The following is a 25518-nucleotide window of genomic DNA, read 5'->3' on the forward strand; positions in this document are numbered from 1 at the left end:
TCTCAGCCCTCCGAAGGGGCGAGGCGCTGGAGCTCCGCCTCGGTCGACTTGAGCAGGTCGTTCCAGGACGCCTCGAACTTGTCGACGCCCTCGTCCTCGAGCACCTGCACGACGTCGTCGTACGAGATGCCGAGCTTCTCGACAGCCGCGATCTCCGTGCGGGACTGGTCGTACGTCCCGGCGATCGTGTTGCCGGTGATCTCACCGTGGTCGGCGGTCGCGTCGAGCGTGGCCTCCGGCATGGTGTTGACGGTGCCCGGCGCGACCAGGTCCACGACGTACAGGGTGTCCTTGTACGCCGGGTCCTTCACGCCGGTCGACGCCCACAGGGGGCGCTGCTTGTTGGCCTGCGCCTTGTCGAGCGCGGCCCAGCGGTCGGAGGAGAAGACCTCCTCGAACGCCTCGTAGGCAAGACGGGCGTTGGCCAGCGCGGCCTTGCCCTTGAGGGCCTTGGCCTCGTCGGTGCCGAGGGCGTCCAGGCGCTTGTCGATCTCCGAGTCCACACGGGACACGAAGAAGGACGCCACCGAGTGGATCTTGGAGAGGTCCAGGCCCGCGGCCTTCGCCTTCTCCAGGCCCGCCAGGTACGCGTCCATGACCTCGCGGTAGCGCTCCAGCGAGAAGATCAGCGTCACGTTCACGCTGATGCCCTTGCCGATGACCTCGGTGATCGCGGGCAGGCCCGCCTTCGTCGCCGGGATCTTGATGAGCGTGTTGGGACGGTCCACGAGCCAGGCCAGCTGCTTGGCCTCGGCGACGGTGGCCGCCGTGTTGTGGGCGAGGCGCGGATCGACCTCGATCGACACGCGGCCGTCCTGGCCCTCGGTCGCGTCGAAGACCGGACGCAGGATGTCGGCGGCGTCACGGACGTCCGCCGTCGTGATCATGCGGATGGCCTCGTCGACGGTGACCTTGCGGTTGGCGAGGTCGGCGAGCTGCTGCTCGTAACCGTCACCGTGCGAGATCGCCTTCTGGAAGATCGACGGGTTGGTCGTGACGCCCACGATGTGCTGCTGGTCGATCAGCTCGGCAAGGTTGCCGGAGGTGATCCGCTTGCGCGACAGGTCGTCCAGCCAGATCGCGACGCCCTCTTCGGAGAGGCGCTTCAGTGCGTCTGTCATGGAAAATGCATCTCCTACGTGTCGTATATGAGCGTCAGCGCTGGGTTGCGGCGAGGGATTCCCGGGCGGCCGCGGCCACGGCGTCACCAGTGAAGCCGAACTCCCGGAAGAGGACCTTGCCGTCGGCGGAAGCACCGAAGTGCTCCAGCGAAACAATGCGTCCGGCGTCACCGACGAAGCGGTGCCACGTCAGACCGATACCGGCCTCGACCGCGACGCGCGCCTTGACCGACGGCGACAGGACCGAGTCCTTGTACTCCTGGTCCTGCTCGTCGAACCACTCCACCGACGGCATGGACACGACTCGCGTCGGGATGCCCTCGGCCTGAAGCTGCTCACGCGCCTCGACGGCGAGCTGCACCTCGGAACCGGTACCGATGAGGATCACCTGCGGCCGGCCGCCCTCGGCGTCGAGCAGGACGTAACCACCCTTGGCCGCGTCCTCGTTCGCCTCGTACGTCGGCACGCCCTGGCGGGTCAGCACGAGGCCGTGCGGAGCGCCCTTGCCGAACACCTTCGTGTACCGCTTGAGGATCTCGCGCCAGGCGATCACGGTCTCGTTGGCGTCCGCGGGGCGGACGACGTTCAGACCGGGGATCGCGCGCAGCGCGGCCAGGTGTTCGACCGGCTGGTGCGTCGGACCGTCCTCGCCCAGACCGATGGAGTCGTGGGTCCACACGTACGTGACCGGCAGGTGCATCAGCGCGGAGAGGCGGACCGAGTTGCGCATGTAGTCGGAGAACACCAGGAAGGTGCCGCCGTAGATGCGGGTGTTGCCGTGCAGCGCGATGCCGTTCATCTCCGCGGCCATCGAGTGCTCGCGGATGCCGAAGTGGATCGTGCGGCCGTACGGGTCGGCCTCCGGCAGCGGGTTGTCCGCCGGCAGGAACGACGACGTCTTGTCGATCGTCGTGTTGTTCGAGCCCGCCAGGTCGGCGGAGCCGCCCCACAGTTCGGGGATGACCGGGCCGAGCGCCTGGAGGACCTTGCCGGACGCGGCGCGGGTGGCGACACCCTTGCCGGTCTCGAAGGTCGGCAGGTGCGACTCCCAGCCCTCGGGCAGGTCGGTCGCCTCGATGCGGTCGTACTCGGAGGCGCGCTCCGGGTTGGCCGTGCGCCAGGCGGCGAACGACTTCTCCCACTCGGCCTTCGCCTCGCGACCGCGGTCCAGGGCCTCACGCGTGTGCGCGATGACCTCGTCGGCGACCTCGAACGACTTCTCCGGGTCGAAGCCGAGCACCCGCTTGGTGGCCGCGACCTCGTCGTCGCCGAGCGCCGAGCCGTGCGCGGCCTCGGTGTTCTGCGCGTTCGGCGCGGGCCAGGCGATGATCGAGCGCATCGCGATGAAGGACGGACGCTCCGTCTCGGCCTTCGCGGCCTCGATCGCGGCGAACAGCGCCTCGGGGTCGAGGTCGCCGTTCTCCTTCGGCTCCACGCGCTGCACGTGCCAGCCGTAGGCCTCGTACCGCTTCATGGTGTCCTCGGAGACCGCGGTCTCCGTGTCACCCTCGATCGAGATGTGGTTGTCGTCCCAGAGCAGGACGAGGTTGCCGAGCTTCTGGTGACCGGCCATCGAGGACGCCTCGGAGGAGATGCCCTCCTGGAGGCAGCCGTCGCCGGCGATCGCGAAGATGTGGTGGTCGAACGGGGAGGTGCCGGGGGCCGCCTCCGGGTCGAACAGTCCGCGCTCGAAACGGGCGGCCATCGCCATGCCCACGGCGTTGGCGACACCCTGGCCGAGCGGCCCGGTCGTCGTCTCCACACCCGTGGTGTGCCCGTACTCCGGGTGACCCGGGGTCTTGCTGCCCCAGGTACGGAACGCCTTCAGGTCATCGAGCTGGAGACCGAAACCGGCCAGGTACAGCTGGATGTAAAGGGTCAGGGACGAGTGTCCCGCGGACAGCACGAACCGGTCGCGCCCGAGCCAGTCGGCGTCCGCCGGGTCGTGCCGCATCACCTTCTGAAAGAGGGTGTACGCGGCCGGTGCCAGGCTCATCGCCGTACCCGGATGGCCGTTACCGACCTTCTGTACGGCGTCCGCGGCCAGGACGCGAGCGGTGTCAACGGCCCGCTGGTCCAACTCGGTCCACTGGAGGTCTGTGGTGGTCGGCTTGGTGCTCACCCTGGGTCAGGGCTCCTCTCCACATGTCGAATGCCGGTGATGATGGGCTCACCGGCTGTTGTCGAGCCTACCCCTGCGAGTACTCGCATTTTTTCGACTCAATCCAGACTGCCGGGCCGGGCCCGAATCCGCCTCCTGACAGGCCTCCGCGCCGCTCGACAGGTGAATGCGCGACCGCTCATCTGGGGTGCTCCGAAACACGAACCGACCCCCACGAAGAGCCAGGTATAGGCAACGTCTACAGTGGCGTGGTACGCGCGAGCCTTTACCGGGACTTCACATCCGGGGGCTTGCTGGGAGTCTCTGTCAGGGGTGTGCGTGACGGCCGTCGAATCCCGTCCAGCGGGGCAACTCGGGACGAGCATCAGCCCGAGCCAACGGCCGTTCGGGGCCCGGGTCAAGGCATTCGTGGCGCTGACCAAGCCGCGGATCATCGAACTGCTGCTGATCACCACGGTTCCGGTCATGTTCCTCGCGCAGCAGGGTGTGCCCGACCTGAAGCTGGTGTTCCTCACCTGCCTCGGCGGCTACCTCTCCGCGGGCGGCGCCAACGCGCTGAACATGTACATCGACCGTGACATCGACGCGCTCATGGAGCGCACGTCGCAGCGTCCACTGGTCACCGGAATGGTCAGCCCCCGGGAGTGTCTCGCCTTCGGCATCGCCCTCGCGGTCATCTCCACGCTGCTGTTCGGGCTGACCGTCAACTGGCTGTCCGCCTGGCTCTCGCTCGGTGCGCTCCTCTTCTACGTGGTCGTCTACACGATGATCCTGAAGCGCCGCACCTCGCAGAACATCGTCTGGGGCGGCATCGCCGGCTGCCTGCCGGTCCTCATCGGCTGGTCCGCGGTCACGAACTCGATGTCGTGGGCCCCGGTCATCCTCTTCCTCGTCATGTTCTTCTGGACGCCGCCGCACTACTGGCCGCTCTCCATGAAGGTCAAGGACGACTACGCGCGCGTCGGCGTGCCGATGCTGCCGGTCATCGCCTCCAACAAGGTGGTCGCGAAGCAGATCGTCATCTACAGCTGGGTGATGGTCGCCGTCTCCCTGCTCCTGACGCCGCTCGGCTACACCGGCTGGTTCTACACGGCGGTCGCCCTGCTGGCCGGCGGGTTCTGGCTGTGGGAGGCGCACGGGCTGCAGAACCGCGCCAACGCCGAGGTGGCGGGCGCGAAGCTCAAGGAGATGCGGCTGTTCCACTGGTCGATCACCTACGTCTCGATCCTCTTCGTGGCGGTCGCGGTGGACCCCTTCCTGCGCTGACCCACCCGGGAGTCTTTCCGACGGGCGGGGGGAGTGGCCAAGGCCACGCCCCCCGCCCGTCGCCAGTTGATCTACCTCTCAGTAGCATCCTGTCCATGGCAGAGACTCAAGCGGTTGACGATCCGAAGCAGGCGGCGAAGGACGAGCGCAGGGCCGCCCGGCTCGCCCGGGAGATCGGGACGTTCGCCAAGCGGCACGGCGGCGCCGAGGGGCAGCTCGCGTACCTCGGGGAGCGCGGCACGCGCATCGCGCTCGTCGGCGAGGACGGCGGCTGGGGCAACCTCGTGGCACCTTCCGACGCCATCGCCCGCAAGGCCGTGGAGAAGGCCGGGATCACCGTCCGCGAGGACTTCGACGGCGAAATGGCCGCCAAGGTGAAGACCGGACCGTACGAGTGGACCCGTATGGCGGGCATCCAGGTCGGCGGCCCGAGCAACAAGTAGCGGCCGTCCAATGCGTCAGGTGTACGAGACCAACACCTGACGCAGGTTTCACCCGTTAGGACCGTAGAAGCACGGTCCATCTACGGGAGCCCGGATGATCGATACGCCATCCCTCGTGGACCAGTACTGCCACGGGGTACTGCGCACGGAACTCGGCCTCGGCACGTTCGAGGCCCATCTCGGCCGGGGCGACCGCCCGCCCGCCCCCGGCACGACCTTCTTCGACACCCAGACCGGCTTCGCCGTACGCCGCTGGTGTCCGCCGCTGCTCGGCCTCGAACCGCACTGCCCACCCGCCCGCTACCTCGCGCGCCGCCGCGAGCTGGGCGTCCTGGAGTCGGGCCGCAGACTGTTGCGGGGCAGCGGCATCACCACGTACCTGGTCGACACGGGACTGCCGGGCGACCTCACCGGGCCGCACGAGATGGCCTCGGCCGGCGACGCGGACGCGCACGAGATCGTCCGCCTCGAACTCCTCGCCGAGCAGGTCGCCGACACCTCGGGCACCGTCGAGTCGTTCCTCGCCAATCTCGCCGAGTCCGTGCACGGCGCCGCCGCGAACGCCGTCGCGTTCACCTCCGTGGCCGGCGTACGGCACGCCCTCGCGCTCGCGCCACAGCCGCCGGGACCCGGCGAAGTAAGGGGAGCCGCGGCGCGCTGGCTCGCCGCCCGCCGCGTCGGCGGACCCCTCACCGACCCCGTGCTCCTGCGCCACCTTCTGTGGATCGCGGTGGCCTCGGGCCGGCCGCTGCAACTCCACGCGGGCCTGGGCGAACCCGGCCTGCGCCTCGACCGCACCGACCCGGTCCTGCTCACCGACTTCGCCCGCGCCACGGCGGGACTCGGCACGGATCTGATCCTGCTGCACGGCTACCCGTACCACCGGCACGCGGCGCACCTCGCCGGAATCTTCCCGCACGTGTACGCGGACCTCGGCCCGGCGCTCGCCCGTACCGGGGCCCGTGCGGCGGCCGTGCTCGCGGAGATCCTCGAACTCGCCCCGTTCGGCAAGCTGCTGTTCTCCAGTGGGGCGCACGGCCTGCCGGAGCTGCATGTGGTGGGGGCGCGGCTGTTCCGCGAGGCGCTCGGGCAGGTGCTCGGCGGCTGGGTCGCGGAGGGCGCGTGGTCGCTCGCGGACGCGCAGCGGGTCGCCGGGATGATCGGCTCGGTGACGGCCCACCGGGTCTACGGCCTCAGCGGCACGGGCGCCGCGCGAAGCGGCTGACCCGGGCCACGGGCTGTTCGGCTCAGACGCTGGAGAGGGCCGGGTCCGCCTGGGCCGGGACCTCCGCCGTGCCCAGCGGGCGCTCCCGCAGCGACAGCAGGACCCGCAGGACCGCGATCCACACCAGGGCCGAGCCCAGCATGTGCAGGCCGACGAGGATCTCGGGCAGGTCGGTGAAGTACTGGACGTAGCCGATGACGCCCTGCGCGAGCAGCACGAGGAACAGGTCGCGGGTGCGGTGCAGGGGGCCCTTGGGGGCGTCGACCGCCTTGAGGACGAACCACAGGGCGAATGTCAGCGTCACCACGATCCATGCCAGGACCGCGTGTGCCTTGCTGATGGTCTCCCAGTCGAGCGGCATGCGCGCCACGTCGCTGGAGTCGCCCGCGTGCGGGCCCGAGCCCGTCACCACCGTGCCGACCATGATCAGTGCCACCGTGGCCGCCGTCAGGATCCAGACGAGCTGCCGTACCGCCTTGCCGACGAGCGGACGAGGCTCGGCGTCACCCTCACGGGTGCGCTGCCACATCACCGTGGCGACCGCGATCAGCGCGGTGGACAGCAGGAAGTGGGCCGCGACCGTGTACGGGTTGAGGCCGACGAGGACGACGATGCCGCCGAGGACGGCATTGCCCATGACGAGCCAGAACTGGGTCCAGCCGAGCCGGGTCAGGCCGCGCCGCCACGGCTTCTGCGAACGGGCGGCGATGATCGCCCAGCCGACCGCGGCGCACAGGACGTACGTCAGCATGCGGTTGCCGAACTCGATGGCTCCGTGGAAGCCCATCTCGCTCGTCGCGGTGAGGGACTGGTCGGTGCACTTGGGCCACGTCGGGCAGCCGAGGCCAGAGCCGGTCAGGCGCACCGCGCCGCCGGTGGCCACGATGACCACCGTCATGACGACGGCGGAGAGCGCGGCGCGCCGGACTGTCCGCTGAGCGGGGGTCCAGCGTTCGGCGATGAAGGCGAGCGGGTTGCGCACGGCTTGGGCGGCGTCGGCCGGGGTCACGTTTGGCACGGAGCCCATCGTAGGACGCCGCTTGTGCACGCCTTCACGAGGGGGCCGATCCGGGACGATTGTGACGCCCCGCACGTGCACGTGCCGTACGGGCTACTCCCAGCGGAAGAACCGCGCTGCGGCGCCCAGGCCGAGGACGGCCCAGACCGCGAGGATCCCGAGGTCGCCCCACGGCATCGCCGCGCCGTGCTGGAGGACGTCCCGCAGTCCGTCGGAGAGCGCCGAGATCGGCAGCAGATCGAGGACGGACCGGGCCGCGTCCGGGAACTTGTCCAGCGGCACGATGACGCCGCCGCCGACGAGCAGGAGCAGGAAGACCAGGTTCGCGGCGGCCAGCGTCGCCTCCGCCTTGAGCGTGCCCGCCATCAGCAGGCCGAGCCCGGAGAACGCGGCCGTGCCGAGGACGAGCAGAAGCAGTACCGCGAGCGGGTTGCCGTGCGGGGACCAGCCGAGCGCGAAGGCGATCACCGTCACGAGGATCACCTGGAGCACCTCGGTGACCAGCACGGACAGCGTCTTCGCCGTCATCAGGGCCCAGCGCGGCAGCGGCGAGGACGCGAGCAGCTTGAGCACGCCGTAACGGCGCTCGAAGCCCGTGGCGATGGCCTGGCCGGTGAACGCGGTCGACATCACGGCGAGCGCGAGGATGCCCGGGGCCAGGAAGTCCACGGCCTTCCCGTCGCCCGTGTCGACGATGTCGACCGCGCTGAACAGGACGAGCAGCAGGGTGGGGATGATCACGGTGAGCAGCAGCTGCTCACCGTTGCGCAGCAGCATCTTCGTCTCGAGGACGGCCTGCGCGCCGATCATGCGGGACAGCGGCGCGGCCCCCGGCCTCGGCGTGTACGTACCGGCGACACTCATCCGCGCAGCTCCCTGCCGGTCATCTCAAGAAATACGTCTTCGAGGGTGTGGCGTTCGACCGCGATCTTCTCCGGCATCACACCGTGCTGCGCGCACCACGACGTCACCGTCGCGAGCAGCTGCGGGTCGACCTCGCCGCTCACGCGGTACGAGCCCGGGGTGAGCTCGGCGGCCGCGGACTCCATCGGGAGGGCCTTGAGGAGCGAGGCGACGTCGAGGCCGGGGCGCCCGGAGAAGCGCAGGGTGTTCTCGGCGCCGCCGCGGCACAGCTGCTCGGGGGAGCCCTGCGCTATGACGCGGCCCGCGTCGATGATCGCGACGTCGTCGGAGAGTGCCTCCGCCTCGTCCATGTGGTGCGTGGTGAGGATGACGGAGACACCGTCGGCCCGCAGATCCCGTACGAGGTCCCAGGTCGCGCGGCGTGCCTGCGGGTCGAGGCCGGCGGTCGGCTCGTCCAGGAAGACGAGCTCGGGGCGTCCGACGACGGCCATGGCGAGCGCGAGGCGCTGCTGCTGACCGCCGGAGAGCCTGCGGTAGGTGGTGCGGCCGCAGCTGCCGAGGCCGAGGCGCTCGATGAGGGTGTCCACGTCCAGGGGGTGCGCGTGGAGCTTCGCCACATGGCGCAGCATCTCGTCCGCGCGGGCACCGGAGTAGACGCCTCCGGACTGGAGCATGACGCCGATCCGCGGGCGGAGCTCGGCGGCCTGCCGGACCGGGTCGAGACCGAGCACGCGCACGGTCCCGGCGTCCGGCCTGCGGTAGCCCTCGCAGGTCTCGACGGTGGTGGTCTTGCCGGCGCCGTTCGGGCCGAGGACGGCCGTGATGCCGGGGGCGGCCGTGAGGTCGAGACCGTCGACCGCGGTTTTGTCTCCGTACCGCTTCACCAAGGAGGTGATGTGGACGACGGGCTCACTTCGCATGGTGGGCAAGTCTAGGGTCTGCCGTCACGCTCCCGTCGGCCGGGCGGCGTCCCGGGGCAGGGCGATCCGTCGCGCCCGAAGACGGCGAGGTTGCGGCATGACGTGTTGTGGCCACGGCGGGTGAGAGCGGCCCGCGCACCGGGCCCGGCCAGCGCCCTGATGAGTCCGAAACGGTCCCGGGCCGGGCCACGGACCCGCTGTGGCGGCAGCTTCCCGGGGCGTGACTTTCGGTGGCGGACCGGGCGTGTGGAGTAGTTCCTGGACTACGGAAACGGAGCCTCCACGGGCCCGGACGGGCGTGCCGAGAAAGGAGCGGAGAAGGGGTGTCCCACGGGCCGGGCGCCGAGCGTGTGCGGGGTGGCGGTGAGGGCGGTGCGGGTGACAAGTGGGCCGGTGGGAGGGGGTATGGGCGGTTCCGCAGCCATCCCGGAGGAGAGCGGTGGCACCCGCCGGATTGATCGATCAAAGATCGTTTCCGCAGGTCATCTTAGGTATGCCTAAGTGATGTAGGGCACCAGAGATCGTTCCGGACCCCGCTTGTCAGGCCCTGAGGAATTACGCAACAATGGCGTTGTGAAATACGTTGGCGAGGCTCGGGAGGCTCCCCAGGGAGCCCCGCAGGAGGAGATCGCGACCGGTGAGCGCTCGACGCGCAACCGGGTCGCCCGCTCCATCCTGGACCACGGCCCGTCCACCGTCGCCGATCTGGCCGGCCGCCTCGGTCTCACCCAGGCCGCCGTCCGCCGGCACCTGGACGCGCTGGCCGCCGACGACGTCGTCGAAGCACGCGAACAGAAGATCTACGGAGCCCGTACGCGCGGCCGTCCCGCCAAGGTGTTCGCCCTGACGGACTGCGGCCGGGACGCCTTCGACCAGTCCTACGACAAGCTCGCCGCCGACGCCCTGCGCTGGATCGCGCAGCGCGAGGGCGGGGAGGAAGCCGTCATCGCCTTCGCCCGCGCCAGGATCGCCGAGCAGGCCGGGGCGTACCGGACGGCCGTCGAGTCCGCCGCCCCCGAGGAGCGCACGGAAGCCCTCGCCAAGGCCCTGAGTGCCGACGGGTACGCTGCTACGGCGCGAAGCGCACCGGTCGGCGAGCAGCTGTGTCAGCACCACTGCCCGGTCGCACACGTCGCCGAGCAGTTCCCGCAGCTGTGCGAGGCGGAGACCGAGATCTTCTCTCAGCTGCTCGGCACACATGTGCAGCGGCTGGCCACCATCGCCCACGGCGACGGGGTGTGCACGACCTTCATTCCGAAGATCGCACCCAAGACCACCGCCCCAAAAAACGACACAAACGCATCTGCAAGCACCGCCGGGAGGAACCCCGCATGACGCTCCCCATCGAGGAGACTGCCCACCCCGAGCTCGAGGGTCTGGGCAAGTACGAATACGGCTGGGCCGACTCCGACGCCGCCGGTGCCTCTGCCAAGCGGGGCATCAACGAGGACGTCGTCCGCGACATCTCGGCCAAGAAGTCCGAGCCGGAGTGGATGACCAAGCTCCGCCTCAAGGGCCTGCGCCTCTTCGACAAGAAGCCCATGCCGAACTGGGGCTCGGACCTGTCGGGCATCGACTTCGACAACATCAAGTACTTCGTGCGGTCCACGGAGAAGCAGGCCCAGTCCTGGGAGGACCTGCCCGAGGACATCAAGAACACGTACGACAAGCTCGGCATCCCCGAGGCGGAGAAGCAGCGCCTCGTCGCCGGTGTCGCGGCCCAGTACGAGTCCGAGGTCGTCTACCACCAGATCCGCGAGGACCTGGAGGAGCAGGGCGTCATCTTCCTGGACACCGACACGGCCCTGAAGGAGCACCCGGAGCTCTTCAAGGAGTACTTCGGCACGGTCATCCCGGTCGGCGACAACAAGTTCGCGTCGCTGAACACGGCCGTGTGGTCCGGCGGATCCTTCATCTACGTCCCCAAGGGCGTGCACGTCGAGATCCCGCTCCAGGCCTACTTCCGTATCAACACGGAGAACATGGGCCAGTTCGAGCGGACGCTGATCATCGTCGACGAGGACGCCTACGTCCATTACGTCGAGGGCTGCACGGCGCCGATCTACCAGTCGGACTCCCTGCACTCCGCGGTGGTCGAGATCATCGTGAAGAAGGGCGCCCGCTGCCGTTACACGACCATCCAGAACTGGTCGAACAACGTCTACAACCTGGTCACCAAGCGCGCCGTGGCGTACGAGGGCGCGACCATGGAGTGGATCGACGGCAACATCGGCTCCAAGGTCACCATGAAGTACCCGGCCGTCTACCTGATGGGCGAGCACGCCAAGGGCGAGACCTTGTCCATCGCCTTCGCGGGCGAGGGGCAGCACCAGGACGCCGGGTCCAAGATGGTCCACATGGCGCCCAACACCTCCTCCAACATCGTGTCGAAGTCGGTGGCCCGTGGCGGCGGCCGTACCTCGTACCGCGGTCTGGTCGAGATCGGTGAGGGTGCCGCCGGCTCCAAGTCGAACGTGCTGTGCGACGCGCTGCTCGTCGACACGATCTCCCGCTCCGACACGTACCCGTACGTCGACGTCCGCGAGGACGACGTGTCCATGGGTCACGAGGCGACGGTCTCCAAGGTCTCCGACGACCAGCTCTTCTACCTGATGAGCCGCGGTATGACGGAGTTCGAGGCGATGGCGATGATCGTGCGCGGCTTCGTCGAGCCGATCGCGAAGGAGCTGCCGATGGAGTACGCCCTCGAGCTCAACCGGCTGATCGAGCTGCAGATGGAAGGCGCCGTCGGCTAACGCCGCAAGCCCGTCCGTCAGCACACGTCTTGAACTGAGAAAGAGAGCACTACGACAGCCATGGCTGAGGCTCAGAACATCCCGGCGGCGGGGTCCACGACCGCCGGCTCGATCGCGGTGGCCGCAGAGTCGACCGTCGCCACGCGCATGAGCGCGCCCCCGTCCTACGACGTCGCGGACTTCCCCGTCCCGCACGGCCGTGAGGAGGAGTGGCGGTTCACGCCGCTCGAGCGGCTGCGCGGTCTGCACGACGGGACGGCGGTCGCCCAGGGCGGCCTGCGCGTCGAGGTGACCGCCCCCGCGGGCGTCACCCAGGAGACCGTCGGGCGCGACGACGCCCGCGTCGGCAAGGCCGGCAAGCCGGTGGACCGGGTCGCCGCCCAGGCGTTCTCGTCCTTCGAGAAGGCCTCGGTCGTGTCCGTCCCCAAGGAGACGGTGCTCACCGAGCCCATCCGCATCGCCGTGCACGGCGAGGGCGGTACGGCCTTCGCGCACCAGGTCATCGAGCTCGGCGCGTTCGCCGAGGCCGTCGTGGTCATCGATCACACCGGTGACGCGGTGCTCGCCGCCAACGTCGACTACATCCTGGGCGACGGCGCCAAGCTGACCGTCGTCTCCGTCCAGGACTGGGACGAGAAGGCCGTCCACGTCGCGCAGCACAACGCGCTCGTCGGCCGCGACGCCTCCTTCAAGTCCGTCGTCGTCACCTTCGGCGGTGACCTCGTCCGCCTGCACCCGCGCGTCAACTACGCGGGCACCGGCGGCGAGGCCGAGCTCCTCGGCCTGTACTTCACCGACCAGGGCCAGCACCAGGAGCACCGCCTCCTCGTCGACCACGAGGCCGCGCACTGCAAGTCGAACGTCGTCTACAAGGGCGCGCTCCAGGGCCAGGACGCCCACGCGGTCTGGATCGGCGACGTCCTCATCGAGGCCACCGCCGAGGGCACCGACACGTACGAGATGAACCGCAACCTGGTTCTGACCGACGGCGCCCGTGTGGACTCGGTCCCGAATCTGGAGATCGAGACCGGCGAGATCGTCGGCGCGGGCCACGCCTCGGCGACCGGCCGCTTCGACGACGAGCAGCTCTTCTACCTGCGCTCGCGCGGTATCCCGGCCGACGAGGCCCGTCGCCTCGTGGTCCGTGGCTTCTTCGCCGAGCTCGTCCAGCAGATCGGTCTGCCGGACGTGCAGGAGCGCCTGCTCGCCAAGATCGAGGCCGAGCTGGAGGCTTCCGTCTGATGGCCTTCGACCGTGCCCGGTTCACTCGGGCCTGCGGACTGAGCGAGCTGGAGGAGGACACCCCGAAGCGGGTGGAACTCGACGGCACGCCGGTCTCGGTCGTCTACACCGAGGGCGAGGTGTTCGCGATCAACGACATCTGCTCGCACGCGAACGTGTCGCTCTCCGAGGGCGAGGTGGAGGACTGCCAGATCGAGTGCTGGCTGCACGGCTCCGCGTTCGACCTCCGCACCGGCAAGCCGTCCGGCCTTCCCGCGACGCGCCCCGTCCCCGTTTACCCCGTAAAGATCGAAGGGGACGACGTGCTCGTCTCCCTCTCCCAGGAGTCCTGAGGCACCCATGGCAACGCTTGAAATCAAGGACCTGCACGTCACCGTCGAGGCCGACAACTCCACCAAGGAGATCCTCAAGGGCGTCGACCTGACCGTGAAGCAGGGCGAGACGCACGCCATCATGGGCCCGAACGGCTCCGGCAAGTCGACCCTCGCCTACTCCATCGCGGGTCACCCCAAGTACACGATCACCCAGGGCACCGTCACCCTCGACGGCGAGGACGTCCTCGAGATGTCCGTCGACGAGCGCGCCCGCGCCGGCATGTTCCTCGCCATGCAGTACCCGGTCGAGGTCCCCGGCGTCTCGGTCTCCAACTTCCTGCGCACCTCGGCCACCGCGATCCGCGGCGAGGCCCCCAAGCTGCGCACGTGGGTCAAGGAGGTCAAGACCGCGATGGAGCAGCTCCAGATGGACCCTGCCTTCGCCGAGCGCAACGTGAACGAGGGCTTCTCCGGCGGTGAGAAGAAGCGCCACGAGATCCTCCAGATGGAGCTCCTCAAGCCGAAGATCGCGATCCTCGACGAGACCGACTCCGGCCTCGACGTCGACGCGCTGCGCCAGGTCTCCGAGGGCGTCAACCGCGTCCGCGAGACCGGCGAGGTCGGCACCCTGCTGATCACGCACTACACGCGCATCCTGCGCTACATCAAGCCGGACTTCGTCCATGTCTTCTCGCAGGGCAGGATCGTCGAGTCCGGCGGCCCCGAGCTCGCCGACAAGCTCGAGGCCGAGGGCTACGAGGCATACACGAAGGGCGGCGCATCCGCGTGACACAGCTGCCGGGCCTCCTCGACACCGAGGCGATCCGCAAGGACTTCCCGATCCTCGACCGGGTACTTCACGACGGCAAGAAGCTCGTGTACCTGGACAACGCGGCGACCTCGCAGACGCCGCGCCAGGTCATCGACACGCTCAGTGAGTACTACGAACAGCACAACGCCAACGTCCACCGGGGCGTGCACGTGCTCGCCGAGGAGGCCACGGCGCTGTACGAAGGTGCGCGTGACAAGGTCGCGGCCTTCATCAACGCGCCGAGCCGCGACGAGGTCATCTTCACCAAGAACGCCTCCGAGTCGCTCAACCTCGTGGCGAACATGCTGGGCTGGGCCGACGAGCCCTACCGCGTGGACCACGAGACCGAGATCGTCATCACGGAGATGGAGCACCACTCCAACATCGTGCCGTGGCAGCTGCTCTCGCAGCGCACCGGCGCGAAGCTGCGGTGGTTCGGGCTGACCGACGACGGCCGCCTCGACCTCTCCAACATCGACGAGATCATCACCGAGAAGACGAAGATCGTCTCGTTCGTCCTCGTCTCGAACATCCTGGGCACCCTCAACCCGGTCGAGGCCATAGTGCGCCGCGCCCAGGAGGTCGGCGCCCTCGTCCTCATCGACGCGTCCCAGGCCGCGCCGCACATGGTGCTCGACGTGCAGGCGCTGCAGGCCGACTTCGTGGCCTTCACCGGCCACAAGATGTGCGGCCCGACGGGCATCGGCGTCCTGTGGGGACGCCAGGAGCTTCTCGAGGACCTGCCGCCCTTCCTGGGCGGTGGCGAGATGATCGAGACCGTCTCCATGCACTCGTCGACGTACGCGCCGGCGCCGCACAAGTTCGAGGCGGGTACGCCCCCGATCGCCCAGGCCGTCGGCCTCGGCGCGGCCGTGGACTACCTGACCTCGATCGGCATGGACAAGATCGCCCAGCATGAGCACGCGATCACCGAGTACGCGGTGAAGCGGCTGCTCGAGGTCCCGGACCTGCGGATCATCGGCCCCACCACGGCCGAGGACCGCGGCGCCGCGATCTCGTTCACGCTCGGTGACATCCACCCGCACGACGTCGGCCAGGTCCTGGACGAGGAAGGCATCGCGGTCCGCGTGGGTCACCACTGCGCCCGCCCCGTCTGCCTGCGCTACGGAATTCCTGCGACCACGCGAGCGTCGTTCTATCTGTACTCCACGCCCGGCGAGATCGACGCGCTGATCGACGGCCTGGAGCACGTACGGAACTTCTTCGGCTGAGGGGCTGGCTGGGAACGTGAAGCTGGATTCGATGTACCAGGACGTCATCCTGGACCACTACAAGCACCCGCACGGGCGCGGTCTGCGCGATGGCGACGCCGAGGTGCACCACGTCAATCCGACGTGCGGCGACGAGATCACGCTGCGCGTGAAGTACGACGGCTCGACGATCAGTGACGTCTCGTACGAGGGCCAGGGCTGCTCGATCAGCCAGGCTTCGGCCTCTGTTCTGAACGAGCTGCTCGTCGGCAAGGACCTGGCCGAGGCGCAGAAGATCCAGGAGACCTTCCTGGAGCTGATGCAGTCGCGGGGCAGGATCGAGCCCGACGACGCGATGGAGGAGGTGCTGGAGGACGCGGTCGCGTTCGCCGGTGTCTCCAAGTACCCGGCCCGTGTGAAGTGCGCCCTCCTGAGCTGGATGGCGTGGAAGGACGCGACGGCCCAGGCGCTGGACGGCGCGGAGAGGAAGACGGCATGAGCGAGACTGTGACCACCAAGCCGGCGTCCGAGGAAGAGGTCCGCGAGGCCCTCTACGACGTCGTCGACCCCGAGCTGGGCATCGACGTCGTCAACCTCGGCCTGATCTACGGCATTCACATCGACGACGCGAACATCGCCACGATCGACATGACGCTGACGTCCGCGGCCTGTCCGCTGACCGACGTCATCGAGGACCAGGCGAAGTCGGCCACCGACGGCATCGTGAACGAACTCCGGATCAACTGGGTCTGGATGCCGCCGTGGGGCCCGGACAAGATCACCGACGAGGGCCGCGAGCAGCTGCGCGCGCTCGGCTTCAACGTCTGATCGGTCCTCCTCGGTCCGCCATACCTGTACGGCCCCCTGTGCTCCCGGCACGGGGGGCCGTGCTGTGTGCTGTTCGCCCCCACGACGCGGGGGCGTACGCCCGTAGTCGGCCCGGGTGCCCGAAGGCTCTCGTCGACACCCGCCCCGATGAGAGGCCTTCATGCGGCACTCCCTTTCCCCGTTCCGCCGCGGAGCCGTCGCTGTCACGGGCGGAGTGCTCACGCCGGCCCTCGCGGGACTCAACAGTCCGGAGGGTGCCGCGAGTTACGGGACACCGACGATCGTGCTCTCCGCCGACTACGTCTCAGGGGCGGTCGGCGCCACGGGCGACCCGGTCGTGACCGTCACCGTCGGCCAGAGCGGTGCCGACGCGTCGGCGCTGACCGTGGCCGCGTCCGCGAGCACCAAGTCGTCCGTCGCCGGCACGGGGAACGTCACCGTCACCGGGCCGGGCGCCACCCGGCAGGTGTCCGTCGCCGCGCAGGGCCGGGGCTACACCGACCTCACCCTCAAGGTGACCGGCGTGGACGGCAGGACCGCCACCAAGACGCTCCACTACGCCGCCTCGACCGCCGTGCAACAGGGCCCCGGCACCCGCTCCTTCACCGGTTCCAGTGACGCGTCCGCCGCGGTCGACGCGGGCGTCGTCCTCGCCCCGCCCGAGGGCGACGAGTCCTAGGCGTCCGGAGGGCCAGGGCCTTCGAAGGGCCCCAGGGCCTGTCCGGCGGATCTTGTCGCGGGCGCGGGGTCCGGCACGCCGACCTGCGGCGTTGTCGTCGGTTGCCAACGCTCCGCGTTGTCGCCCTCCTCCGCCTTGCATCTCGACGCGCCAGACCCCGCTCACCGGCACAGATCAGCGCGGGCCCCCGAGTGCGACCTGATCCGCCGGACAGACCCTAGGGGTCCGACCGGGACGCGAGCTCCAGGGTGTGGGCGAGGCCCTCCCTGCGGATGCGCTGGTCGATGTAGAGCAGCGCGGTGACCAGGGGCAGGAACACCGAACTCACCAGCTGAACAAGCAGGTTGACGATCATGGACAGGGCCATGATCAGGCCCAGCTTCGGCAGCATCGCCTCGAACACGTCGGACGCGCTCTGACCCGGCCGGTACGCCTGCGGAGTCGTGTCGGGCATCGCGATCTGGAGCGGCACCCGCACCGCGAGCGACACCACCATCATGATCACGCCGGCCAGCAGGGAGATGCCGAACGTGCGCCACCAGGCGCCGCGCACCAGGCGCGCCGAGCGGCGCAGCGCCTGGATCGGCCCGGCCTCCTCGAGCGTGGCGGCCGCCGGACCGAACAGGAACAGGACGTAGATCCACACCACGAGCGGCACCGTCACGGCCATGAGCAGGAACAGGACGCCGAGCGGGGCGACCGACTGCGTGAGCAGCATGACGAAGACCGACACCAGGAACGCCACGGCCAGGCCCGCCGGGATCAGCGCGATCAGGCCCATCAGCAGGCCCACGCCGAGCACCGATGGGGTGCGGGACCAGGCGCGCCGCCATACCGCCCCGAAGCGCGCGGGACGGCCGAGCACCGCCTCGCGCAGCACCACGGTGCACGCGGACTGGATGAACGCCGTGCCGACCGTGAGCGCCAGCATGCCGACGGCCCACACCACGCCGAACGCGGTGAACACCGGCCGCGCGTGGCTCCACTCGAACTCGTCGTGCCGGTCCAGGAGCGCCCGTACGTCGTCGGAGACGGCCGCGTAGGCGAGCGCCAGCGCGCCCGCCATGAGCGCGGCGAGCACCGCGTACACGATGAGGACGGTGCCGAACAGCGGCTTGGCGTGGCGACGCATCGTGGTGAAGGCGCCGCCGAGTATCCGGTCGACGCCGAGCGGGGCGAGCGGGATGACACCCGGCTGCGGCGGGGGCGGCGGCGGGGTCCACGCACCGCCCCAGCCGTAGCCGCCCGGTCCGTATCCGGGTCCCTGACCAGGCCCCTGTCCCCACATGTCCGTCATCTCGCCGCACTCCCGGGAGTAGTCCGTCCCTGTGGCCCCCCACAGTGATCGCGACACCATAGCCCGACCGTGCTATGTACGCTCGTACACAACGTTGCGTACACTCGTACACATGGGATACGTACTGCTCTCCGGCGCCATCGCGGCGGAAGTGGCCGCCACCACCGCCATGAAGTACAGCGAGGGATTCAGCAGGCTCTGGCCCTCCCTGATCACCGTCTCGGGCTATCTGATCGCGTTCGCGCTGCTCGCCCAGACGCTGAAGACCGTGCAGGTCGGGACCGCGTACGCGATCTGGGCCGGCGTCGGCACGGCCGTCATCGCCGGGATAGGCATGCTCTTCCTCGGCGAGGCGATGACCGCGGCCCGGCTCGCGGGCATCGCCCTGGTCATCGGCGGCGTGGTGCTGCTCAACATGGGCGGCGCCCACTGATGGCGCGGCGCTACGACCCCGAACGGCGGCAGCGCATCATCGACGCCGCGATCCGCGTGGTGGGCGAGAAGGGCATCGGCGGGCTCAGCCACCGCAGCGTCGCCGCCGAGGCCGATGTGCCGCTCGGCTCGACGACGTACCACTTCAAGACCCTCGACGAACTGCTGGTCGCCGCGCTGCGCCAGGCCAATGAGGGGTTCGCGAAGGCACTGGCCGGCAGCGCCGTCTTCGAGGCGCCGCGCGCCCGGCTCGCGGCCGGGCTCGCCGCGGTCCTCGGCGAGTGGCTCGCTGGTGAGCGCTCCGGCGTCGAGCTCGAGTACGAGCTGTATCTCGCCGCCCTGCGCAGGCCCGCGCTGCGGCCCGTCGCCGCCGAGTGGGGCGAGGGCGTCGCCGAGGAACTCGCGCGTCACACGGACCCGGTCACGGCCCGCGCGCTGGTCGCCCTGATGGACGGAATCTGTCTCCAGGTGCTGCTCACGGACGCCGTCTACGAGGAGGAGTACGCGCGCGACATGCTCGCGCGGGTCATCGACGGCGCCCCCGGCGACGACGCGGCCGGCGCCGCGGCCGGCCCGTCGGGGGAGCGCGGCGCGCCCGGCACCTGAGACACCGGCCCCACCGGTTCGCCCCCGCGGCGCACCTCCGGTTAGGTTTCACCCATGTCTGACTCTCCCGCCAGCACCACCGCTCAGCGCACCACCGGCGCCGTCGCCGCAGGACTCGCCACGCTCACCGCCGACGGCACCGTCCTCGACACCTGGTTCCCCGCCCCGTCCCTCCAGGACGAGCCCGGCCCGGCCGGCACCGAGCGGCTCTCCGCCGAGCGCGCCGTCGAACTGCTCGGCGAGGGCGCCGCGAAGGCCATCGGCACCGACGCCCGCCGCGGTGTGGAGACCGTCGCCGTACGCACGGTCATCGCCTCGCTCGACGACAAGCCGCTCGACGCGCACGACGCCTACCTGCGCCTGCACCTGCTGTCCCACCGGCTGGTCAAGCCGCACGGGCAGAACCTGGACGGCGTCTTCGGTCTCCTCGCCAACGTCGCCTGGACCTCGCTCGGCCCGGTCGCCGTCGACGACGTCGAGAAGGTCCGCCTCAACGCCCGCGCCGAGGGCCTGCACCTCGCCGTGACGTCCATCGACAAGTTCCCCCGCATGACGGACTACGTCGCGCCGAAGGGCGTCCGTATCGCCGACGCCGACCGCGTCCGCCTCGGCGCGCACCTCGCCGAGGGCACCACCGTCATGCACGAGGGCTTCGTCAACTTCAACGCCGGCACGCTCGGCACGTCGATGGTCGAGGGCCGCATCTCCGCCGGTGTCGTCGTCGGCAACGGCTCCGACATCGGCGGCGGCGCCTCCACCATGGGCACGCTCTCCGGCGGCGGCAACGTCCGCATCACGATCGGCGAGCGCTGCCTCGTCGGCGCGGAGGCGGGCGTCGGCATCGCCCTCGGCGACGAGTGCGTCGTCGAGGCCGGTCTCTACGTCACCGCCGGTACGCGCATCACGATGCCCGACGGCGAGATCGTCAAGGCCCGCGACCTGTCCGGCGCCTCGAACATCCTCTTCCGCCGCAACTCGGTCACCGGCGCCGTCGAGGCCCGCCCGAACAACGCGGTGTGGGGCGGCCTGAACGAGGTTCTGCACAGCCACAACTGACGCACCCTGCACCCGAAGTGGCCCGCGCCGGAATCCGGTGCGGGCCACTTCGCGTCATGCCTCGCACAATTTCTCGGGCCCGCAGGCATAGCGAGGGGCCGCCGCGCGCGTCACAAGGAACAGCACGGGGGGCACCAGGGCCGCCCCGACGGGGAAGAGAAGGTGACGATGGATGCCGGCAGAGAAGCACCAGCGGGGCATGCCGGACAGGCGGGGGGTGAGGCAGGCGAGGATCGCTGGGACAGCTTCCGCGAGTTCGTGGCGAACAGGTCGTCCGCGCTACTGAAGACCGCGGTGCTCCTCAGCGGGGGCGACCGGCACGCCGCCGAGGACCTGCTCCAGAACGCGCTGATCAAGGCCGCCGGACGCTGGCACCGCATCGACGAACCGGAGGCCTACGTACGGAAGATCCTCTACCGCCAGCAGATCAGCAGATGGCGCCTGAAGTGGCGCGGACGGGAACTGGCCGTCGCCGAGCCGCCGGAGAGTCGTACAGGGGTCGACTCTTCCCACGCCGCCGACCTGCGCATCGTGATGCGCACCGCGCTCGCCAGGCTCACCGCCCGGCAGCGCACCGTACTCGTCCTGCGCTACTTCGAGGATCTGCCCGAGGCGGACGTCGCCCGCCTCCTGGGCTGCTCGGTGGGCACCGTGCGCTCGACCACGCACCGCTCGCTCGCCAAGCTGCGCAGCCTCGCGCCCGAACTCGCCGCGCTCGGTCAGGCAGACGCCGAAGAGCTGCCGTCCCGTGACTTCTCGCCCATGGAGGTGCGTCCGTGAACGTCGATGAACTGCTGCGCGACGCACTGCGCGAACAGGCCGCCGACAGCGCGTCCGTGCCGCCCGGCTTCGCCGACCGGGTGCTCGCCGTGCGGCACCGCCGCCGGGTCCGCACCATCGCGGGAGCCGCGGTCGCCACGGCGGCGGTCGTCGCCACGGCGGTCGCCGTGCCCGTCCTGCACTCGGGCGGCCAGGACGTGCGCCCCGCGAGCCGGATGAACCAGAGCGACATCATCGCGCACCCGGACCAGTCGCCGCCGCGGGACCTCATCGCGGCGGGGGACTCGGCGCTGGCCGCGTTCTCCACGTACAGGACGGTCAAGCTGCCGGGCCGAGACGCCGAGATGCGGCGTACCTACGGGCTGCTCAACCAGAAGACCGGCAAGTACGACAGGACCACCCGGTGGTCGTGGGTGGACGTGGCGCCCGGCATGCGGACGGCCGCCGTCCTGGAGAAGCGGCTGCCCGTGGACCGCATCGGCCTGCTCGACCTGATCACCGGCAAGGTGGAGCGGTGGATCGAGCTCGACAAGGGCGTGGGCGGGGTGGAGTTCTCGCCGGACGGCAGGAAGCTCGTCGCCACGACGTACTCCAAGAACCCCGACCACCTCTACTGGTCGCACAAGATGAACGTGAACGGCAAGGACCAGCCGGGACCGCTCGCCAGCCGGACCGGGTTCACCGTCGTCGACGTCGCCTCCGGCAAGGCGGACTGGCACGAACGGCCTTTCTGGAAGGACGAGATGGGCTGGTCGCCGAACGCGCGCTCCGACCTCCGGTTCAGCCACGACGGCAGGCTCGTCTACGAGGAGACCCCGATGGCGCCCGGCCGGATCTATTACGACCTGAACGGCCGCAAGGTGGCCACACCCGCCGTGGAGAAGCACGTGTCGTGGGCGGAGGCGGGGCTCTCGCCGGACGGCAAGCTCATCGGCGGTGAGTTCGCCGGCCAGGGCGACGAGATCGCCTCGGCGATCGTCGATCCGCTCAGCGGCAGGATGGTCACGAAGGTGCCGGGACAGCAGCTGCTCGCCTGGGCCGACAACAAGCGGCTCATCGCCTGGGGCTGCGACCCCAAGAAGTGCCGCGGCAAGGGCGAGTTCCACAACCAGCTGCTCCTGCTCACCATCGGCAGCGACAAGGTCGTCCAGCTCAGCGACTTCCGCAAGGCGTCCGACGACTACCCGGGCCGCTGGACACCGCAGTTCACGACGCGTTGAGGCAGGGCGTGTCCTCCGGCCGGGGGTCCGGGGCCGTCCCCCGGGATGACACGCCACTACACGCTGACGAGTCTTTCGTACGCGGCTCGCAGCCCGTCGGTCACCTCGTGGCCGGCGGGCCGCAGGGGTGCGCGGACCGGGCCGCCGGGCAGGCCGATCGCGCCGAGCAGCGCCTTCGCGGTGACCGTGCCCGGAAGGCCTGACGCCATCATCAACTCCACGAGCGGGGCCGCCAGTTGCTGGCGCCGGGCCGCCTCCCCGATGTCGCCCGCGTCGTAGCAGTCCAGGACGGCCCGCAGTGCGCGCGGCGCCACGTTCGCGACCGTCGACACGAAGCCCGCCCCGCCCACCGCATACAGCGGGAGCGCGAACTCCTCGCAGCCCGCGTAGTACGCCAGACCGGTCGCGCCGAGCACCTTCTGCGTGCCGAGCATGTCGTACGCGCAGTCCTTGACGGCCACGATCCGGGGGTGGGACGCGAGCCGGATCAGGGTGTCCGGCTCGATGCGCGTGCCGGTGCGGCCCGGGATGTCGTACAGCATCACCGGCAGTCCCGACGCGTCCGCGATCTCGCGGAAGTGTGCCTCCAGGGCGTCCTGCGGCGGGCGGCTGTAGTACGGGCTGACGACCAGCAGGCCGTCCGCGCCCGCCTTCTCGGCCCCGGCGGCGAGCTCCACGGTGTGCCGGGTGTCCGCGGTGCCGACGCCCGCGACGACGGGGACCCGCTCCCCGACCGCGTCCTTCACGGCCCGCACGAGCGCGGCCTTCTCGTCGTCCGACGTCGTGGGGGACTCGCCGGTGGTGCCGGACAGGACGAGGCCCTCGCAGCCCTCGGCGACCAGGTGGGCCGCCAGGCGCTGCGCGCCGTCCAGGTCGAGGGCGCCGTCGTCGGCGAACGGCGTGACCATGGCGCACAGGGCGCGGCCGAAGGGCGGGTGCGGGGAGTTCGCGAGGCTCATAAGCGCAGTCTCGGCGCCCCGACCGTACAGCTCCACTTAATTCTTCTACGAGATAGTGGCAAGTCTTGCTAAGCAGTTGGGGCGCATGGCCGAGTTCCGACGGGATATTGGCCGAGGGGTGACCTTCAGAAAGGGCGCCCGGATTCCGAGTTATCAGGAAGAAGTCGCACGTATGCGTAGACATATAAAACGTATAAGGATCCCGTGGTGCGTGACATCGTCCTGGCCCTCGCCGTTCCGCTGCTGATCTGCGCGAGTGGCATCTACGCCGCGTGTGACGGCTGGTGGCGCCGCCGGCACCCCGCGCCGGGCCCGCACTCCTGCGCCGGGCGCCGCATCGCCGCCGAACGGGCGGTGGCCGACGCGGAGGCGATCGTGGCCGACCGGTACGCGATCCTCGCCGAGGCGGAGCGCGGCGCAGCGTCGCGCGGCTCTGCGGACAGCAGCAGGGCGGGGCGTTCACTCCCCGCCGGTGAGTGAACGCCCCGCCCTCGTGCGCGGTGTCGAAGAGTGATGGTGCCGTCGATCAGCGCTTGCCGGTGTTGTTGAAGAGCGAGCGCGACCAGGTGTAGCCGAGGACGGCCAGTGCCAGGCACCAGACCACGGCCAGCCACCCGTTGTTGCCGATCTCGGTGCCGAGCAGCAGTCCGCGCAGAGTCTCGATGGCCGGGGTGAACGGCTGGTACTCGGCGATCGGCTGGAACCAGCCCGGCATCGCGTCGACCGGGACGAACGCGCTGGACAGGAGCGGCAGGACCATCAGCGGCATCGCGTTGTTGCTGGCCGCCTCGGCGTTCGGGCTGGACAGGCCCATGCCGACCGCGATCCAGGTGAGTGCCAGGGAGACGAGCGCCAGCAGCCCGACCGCCAGGATCCACTCCAGGGCGGTGGCGTCCGTGGACCGGAACCCGATCGCCACGGCGACGGCCCCGACGAGCACCACGCTCATCACACACTGCAGAACACTGCCGACGACGTGTCCGATGAGCACCGATCCGCGGTGGATCGCCATCGTGCGGAAGCGGGCGATGATGCCCTCGGTCATGTCCATGGAGACGGACACCGCGCTGCCGATCGTGGTGCCGCCGATGGTCAGCATCAGGATGCCCGGGACGAGATACGCGATGTACGCGGAGCGGTCGGCGCCGCCGCCACTGATGCCGGCGCTCATCACGTCGCCGAAGATGTAGACGAAGAGCAACAGCAGCACGACGGGCGTCAGCAGCAGATTCAGCGTCATGGAGGGGTAGCGCCGGGCGTGCAGCAGGTTGCGGCGCAGCATGGTGGACGAGTCGCGCACGGCGAGGGACAGGGAGCTCATCGGGCTTCCTCCTTGGGCTGGTTGGGCTGGGCGGGTACGCCGGCGCCGCCGGTCAGGGCGAAGAACACGTCGTCGAGGTCAGGGGTGTGCACGGTCAGCTCGTCCGCCTCGACGCCGGTCGAGTCCAGCCAGTCGAGGATGGAACGCAGTTCGCGCTGGCTGCCGTCACTGGGGATCTGCAGCGCGAGGGCCTCGTCGTCCCGGTGGGCCTCGCGCAGAGAGAGGCAGGCGGACCGGTAGGCGTCCGGGTCGGTGAACCGGAGCCGGATGTGTCCGCCGGGGATGAGTCGCTTGAGTTCGTCGGCGCTGCCCTCGGCGGCGATCTTGCCGTCGTTGAGCACGGCGATACGGTCGGCGAGTTCGTCGGCCTCGTCGAGGTACTGCGTGGTGAGGAAGACGGTGACCCCGTCGGTGACGAGTTCGCGGATGATGCCCCACATGTTGTGGCGGGCGCGGGGGTCGAGGCCGGTGGTCGGCTCGTCGAGGAAGATGATCCGGGGGTTGCCGACCAGGGTCATGGCGATGTCGAGGCGGCGCTTCATGCCGCCCGAGTAGGTGGAGGCGGGCTTCTTCGCGGCGTCCACCAGGTCGAACCGCTCCAGCAACTCGGCGGCGACGCGGCGCCCTTCGTGCTTGGGGAGGTGGTGGAGATCGGCCATGAGGAGCATGTTCTCCTCGCCGGTGATCAATCCGTCGACGGCGGAGAACTGCCCGGTGACACCGATCGCGGCACGTACGCCGTCCGGTGACGTGGCGAGGTCGTGGCCCGCGACCTGGGCCTGGCCGCCATCGGCGGAGATGAGCGTGGACAGGATCTGCACGGCCGTGGTCTTGCCGGCGCCGTTCGGGCCGAGCAGGGCGAACACGGTGCCGGTCGGGATGTGCAGGTCGATCCCGTCGAGGACGGTCTTGTCGCCGTACGACTTGCGCAGCCCGACGGTGGAGACGGCGGCGGGCGGCTGCTGGCCGTTGCCCGACCTGGACGTGGTCATGACAGATGAAGGCATGGGGCCCTCCCATTCGAAGG

General features: G+C 69.9%; 27 protein-coding genes. 18 read left to right on the forward strand and 9 right to left on the reverse strand.

The genetic code is table 11. The features are described from left to right. Nucleotides 1-2: 2 nt before the first annotated feature. Both tal and tkt read right to left on the reverse strand, forming a co-directional pair. Nucleotides 3-1121, reverse strand: a complete 1119-nt coding sequence (gene tal / locus OHO83_RS32975) for a transaldolase (RefSeq protein ID WP_266669304.1) — start codon at nucleotides 1119-1121, stop codon at nucleotides 3-5. Nucleotides 1122-1155: 34 nt separating this feature from the next. Next, nucleotides 1156-3243, reverse strand: coding sequence for a transketolase (tkt, locus tag OHO83_RS32980; RefSeq protein WP_266669302.1), 2088 nt, complete (start codon nucleotides 3241-3243; stop codon nucleotides 1156-1158). A gap of 312 nt (nucleotides 3244-3555) precedes the next feature. Here tkt and OHO83_RS32985 point away from each other — a divergent pair, with 312 nt between their 5' ends. The 3 genes from OHO83_RS32985 (at nucleotide 3556) to OHO83_RS32995 (ending at nucleotide 6177) form a co-directional block, all read left to right on the forward strand. Then, nucleotides 3556-4509 (forward strand): heme o synthase, encoded by a 954-nt coding sequence (locus OHO83_RS32985; protein ID WP_266669300.1) that lies wholly within the window; start codon nucleotides 3556-3558, stop codon nucleotides 4507-4509. A 95-nt stretch (nucleotides 4510-4604) separates the two neighbouring features. After that, a complete protein-coding gene (locus OHO83_RS32990) occupies nucleotides 4605-4952 on the forward strand; it encodes a hypothetical protein (RefSeq protein ID WP_266669298.1) in 348 nt (115 codons plus the stop codon). Between the two features lie 94 nt (nucleotides 4953-5046). Further along, nucleotides 5047-6177 carry an amidohydrolase family protein gene (locus tag OHO83_RS32995; protein ID WP_330280137.1) on the forward strand — a complete coding sequence of 377 codons (1131 nt, stop codon included), beginning with the start codon at nucleotides 5047-5049 and terminating at the stop codon, nucleotides 6175-6177. Nucleotides 6178-6199: 22 nt separating this feature from the next. Here the strand turns inward: OHO83_RS32995 and OHO83_RS33000 are convergent, their stop codons facing one another. The 3 genes from OHO83_RS33000 to OHO83_RS33010 form a co-directional block, all read right to left on the reverse strand. Continuing rightward, nucleotides 6200-7204 carry a COX15/CtaA family protein gene (locus OHO83_RS33000; RefSeq protein WP_266669294.1) on the reverse strand — a complete coding sequence of 335 codons (1005 nt, stop codon included), beginning with the start codon at nucleotides 7202-7204 and terminating at the stop codon, nucleotides 6200-6202. An 84-nt stretch (nucleotides 7205-7288) separates the two neighbouring features. After that, complete coding sequence (locus tag OHO83_RS33005; RefSeq protein ID WP_330280138.1) at nucleotides 7289-8059, reverse strand: ABC transporter permease; 771 nt, start codon at nucleotides 8057-8059, stop codon at nucleotides 7289-7291. Then, nucleotides 8056-8979 carry an ABC transporter ATP-binding protein gene (locus OHO83_RS33010; protein WP_329435705.1) on the reverse strand — a complete coding sequence of 308 codons (924 nt, stop codon included), beginning with the start codon at nucleotides 8977-8979 and terminating at the stop codon, nucleotides 8056-8058. The genes OHO83_RS33005 and OHO83_RS33010 overlap by 4 nt, the downstream gene beginning before the upstream one ends. A 573-nt stretch (nucleotides 8980-9552) precedes the next feature. On the opposite strand from OHO83_RS33010, the gene OHO83_RS33015 reads away from it, so the two are divergent. The 9 genes from OHO83_RS33015 to OHO83_RS33055 all read left to right on the forward strand — a co-directional run bounded on the left by OHO83_RS33015 (nucleotide 9553) and on the right by OHO83_RS33055 (nucleotide 16820). After that, nucleotides 9553-10314 (forward strand): helix-turn-helix transcriptional regulator, encoded by a 762-nt coding sequence (locus tag OHO83_RS33015; protein ID WP_266669288.1) that lies wholly within the window; start codon nucleotides 9553-9555, stop codon nucleotides 10312-10314. Continuing rightward, complete coding sequence (gene sufB, locus OHO83_RS33020) at nucleotides 10311-11735, forward strand: Fe-S cluster assembly protein SufB (protein WP_227294060.1); 1425 nt, start codon at nucleotides 10311-10313, stop codon at nucleotides 11733-11735. The genes OHO83_RS33015 and sufB overlap by 4 nt, the downstream gene beginning before the upstream one ends. Nucleotides 11736-11795: 60 nt before the next feature. Further along, complete coding sequence (sufD, locus tag OHO83_RS33025) at nucleotides 11796-12977, forward strand: Fe-S cluster assembly protein SufD (RefSeq protein WP_266669285.1); 1182 nt, start codon at nucleotides 11796-11798, stop codon at nucleotides 12975-12977. After that, nucleotides 12977-13309, forward strand: coding sequence for a non-heme iron oxygenase ferredoxin subunit (locus OHO83_RS33030; RefSeq protein WP_116502749.1), 333 nt, complete (start codon nucleotides 12977-12979; stop codon nucleotides 13307-13309). Before sufD ends, OHO83_RS33030 begins: the two co-directional genes overlap by 1 nt. 7 nt (nucleotides 13310-13316) lie before the next feature. After that, entirely contained in the window at nucleotides 13317-14081 is a 765-nt protein-coding gene (gene sufC / locus OHO83_RS33035; RefSeq protein WP_100592409.1) for a Fe-S cluster assembly ATPase SufC, read from the forward strand. Continuing rightward, nucleotides 14078-15334, forward strand: coding sequence for a cysteine desulfurase (locus OHO83_RS33040; RefSeq protein WP_100592410.1), 1257 nt, complete (start codon nucleotides 14078-14080; stop codon nucleotides 15332-15334). Before sufC ends, OHO83_RS33040 begins: the two co-directional genes overlap by 4 nt. Nucleotides 15335-15350: 16 nt before the next feature. Next, nucleotides 15351-15812: a Fe-S cluster assembly sulfur transfer protein SufU gene (sufU, locus tag OHO83_RS33045; protein WP_100592411.1), complete on the forward strand. Its 462-nt coding sequence runs from the start codon at nucleotides 15351-15353 to the stop codon at nucleotides 15810-15812. Continuing rightward, entirely contained in the window at nucleotides 15809-16141 is a 333-nt protein-coding gene (locus OHO83_RS33050; RefSeq protein ID WP_100592412.1) for a metal-sulfur cluster assembly factor, read from the forward strand. The genes sufU and OHO83_RS33050 overlap by 4 nt, the downstream gene beginning before the upstream one ends. A gap of 160 nt (nucleotides 16142-16301) precedes the next feature. Continuing rightward, nucleotides 16302-16820 carry a hypothetical protein gene (locus OHO83_RS33055; RefSeq protein WP_330280139.1) on the forward strand — a complete coding sequence of 173 codons (519 nt, stop codon included), beginning with the start codon at nucleotides 16302-16304 and terminating at the stop codon, nucleotides 16818-16820. A gap of 217 nt (nucleotides 16821-17037) precedes the next feature. Here the strand turns inward: OHO83_RS33055 and OHO83_RS33060 are convergent, their stop codons facing one another. Next, complete coding sequence (locus OHO83_RS33060; RefSeq protein WP_330280140.1) at nucleotides 17038-18177, reverse strand: DUF7847 domain-containing protein; 1140 nt, start codon at nucleotides 18175-18177, stop codon at nucleotides 17038-17040. Nucleotides 18178-18229: 52 nt separating this feature from the next. Here OHO83_RS33060 and OHO83_RS33065 point away from each other — a divergent pair, with 52 nt between their 5' ends. The 5 genes from OHO83_RS33065 (at nucleotide 18230) to OHO83_RS33085 (ending at nucleotide 22211) form a co-directional block, all read left to right on the forward strand. After that, on the forward strand, nucleotides 18230-18550 hold the full coding sequence (locus OHO83_RS33065; RefSeq protein ID WP_266669279.1) for a DMT family transporter: 321 nt from the start codon (nucleotides 18230-18232) through the stop codon (nucleotides 18548-18550). Further along, a complete protein-coding gene (locus tag OHO83_RS33070) occupies nucleotides 18550-19155 on the forward strand; it encodes a TetR/AcrR family transcriptional regulator (RefSeq protein WP_330280141.1) in 606 nt (201 codons plus the stop codon). The genes OHO83_RS33065 and OHO83_RS33070 overlap by 1 nt, the downstream gene beginning before the upstream one ends. A gap of 54 nt (nucleotides 19156-19209) precedes the next feature. Beyond that, complete coding sequence (dapD, locus tag OHO83_RS33075; protein ID WP_266669275.1) at nucleotides 19210-20211, forward strand: 2,3,4,5-tetrahydropyridine-2,6-dicarboxylate N-succinyltransferase; 1002 nt, start codon at nucleotides 19210-19212, stop codon at nucleotides 20209-20211. A gap of 168 nt (nucleotides 20212-20379) precedes the next feature. Continuing rightward, the gene (locus tag OHO83_RS33080) at nucleotides 20380-20991 is read left to right on the forward strand and encodes a SigE family RNA polymerase sigma factor (protein ID WP_266669223.1); all 612 of its coding nucleotides are present in this window, start codon (nucleotides 20380-20382) and stop codon (nucleotides 20989-20991) included. Beyond that, nucleotides 20988-22211 carry a WD40 repeat domain-containing protein gene (locus OHO83_RS33085; protein WP_330280142.1) on the forward strand — a complete coding sequence of 408 codons (1224 nt, stop codon included), beginning with the start codon at nucleotides 20988-20990 and terminating at the stop codon, nucleotides 22209-22211. The genes OHO83_RS33080 and OHO83_RS33085 overlap by 4 nt, the downstream gene beginning before the upstream one ends. Nucleotides 22212-22267: 56 nt before the next feature. Here the strand turns inward: OHO83_RS33085 and dapA are convergent, their stop codons facing one another. After that, on the reverse strand, nucleotides 22268-23170 hold the full coding sequence (dapA, locus tag OHO83_RS33090) for a 4-hydroxy-tetrahydrodipicolinate synthase (protein ID WP_266669219.1): 903 nt from the start codon (nucleotides 23168-23170) through the stop codon (nucleotides 22268-22270). 207 nt (nucleotides 23171-23377) lie between these two features. Between dapA and OHO83_RS33095 the strand changes: the two genes are divergently transcribed. Next, the gene (locus OHO83_RS33095) at nucleotides 23378-23650 is read left to right on the forward strand and encodes a hypothetical protein (protein ID WP_330280143.1); all 273 of its coding nucleotides are present in this window, start codon (nucleotides 23378-23380) and stop codon (nucleotides 23648-23650) included. Nucleotides 23651-23696: 46 nt separating this feature from the next. On the opposite strand, the gene OHO83_RS33100 is transcribed toward OHO83_RS33095, so the two are convergent. Together OHO83_RS33100 and OHO83_RS33105 are read right to left on the reverse strand one after the other, a co-directional pair. After that, on the reverse strand, nucleotides 23697-24491 hold the full coding sequence (locus OHO83_RS33100) for an ABC transporter permease (protein ID WP_330280144.1): 795 nt from the start codon (nucleotides 24489-24491) through the stop codon (nucleotides 23697-23699). Then, nucleotides 24488-25498, reverse strand: coding sequence for an ATP-binding cassette domain-containing protein (locus tag OHO83_RS33105; protein ID WP_329435719.1), 1011 nt, complete (start codon nucleotides 25496-25498; stop codon nucleotides 24488-24490). Before OHO83_RS33105 ends, OHO83_RS33100 begins: the two co-directional genes overlap by 4 nt. Nucleotides 25499-25518: the final 20 nt, after the last annotated feature.

The sequence above is a fragment of the Streptomyces sp. NBC_00569 genome, assembly GCF_036345255.1.
Classification (GTDB): Bacteria; Actinomycetota; Actinomycetes; order Streptomycetales; family Streptomycetaceae; genus Streptomyces.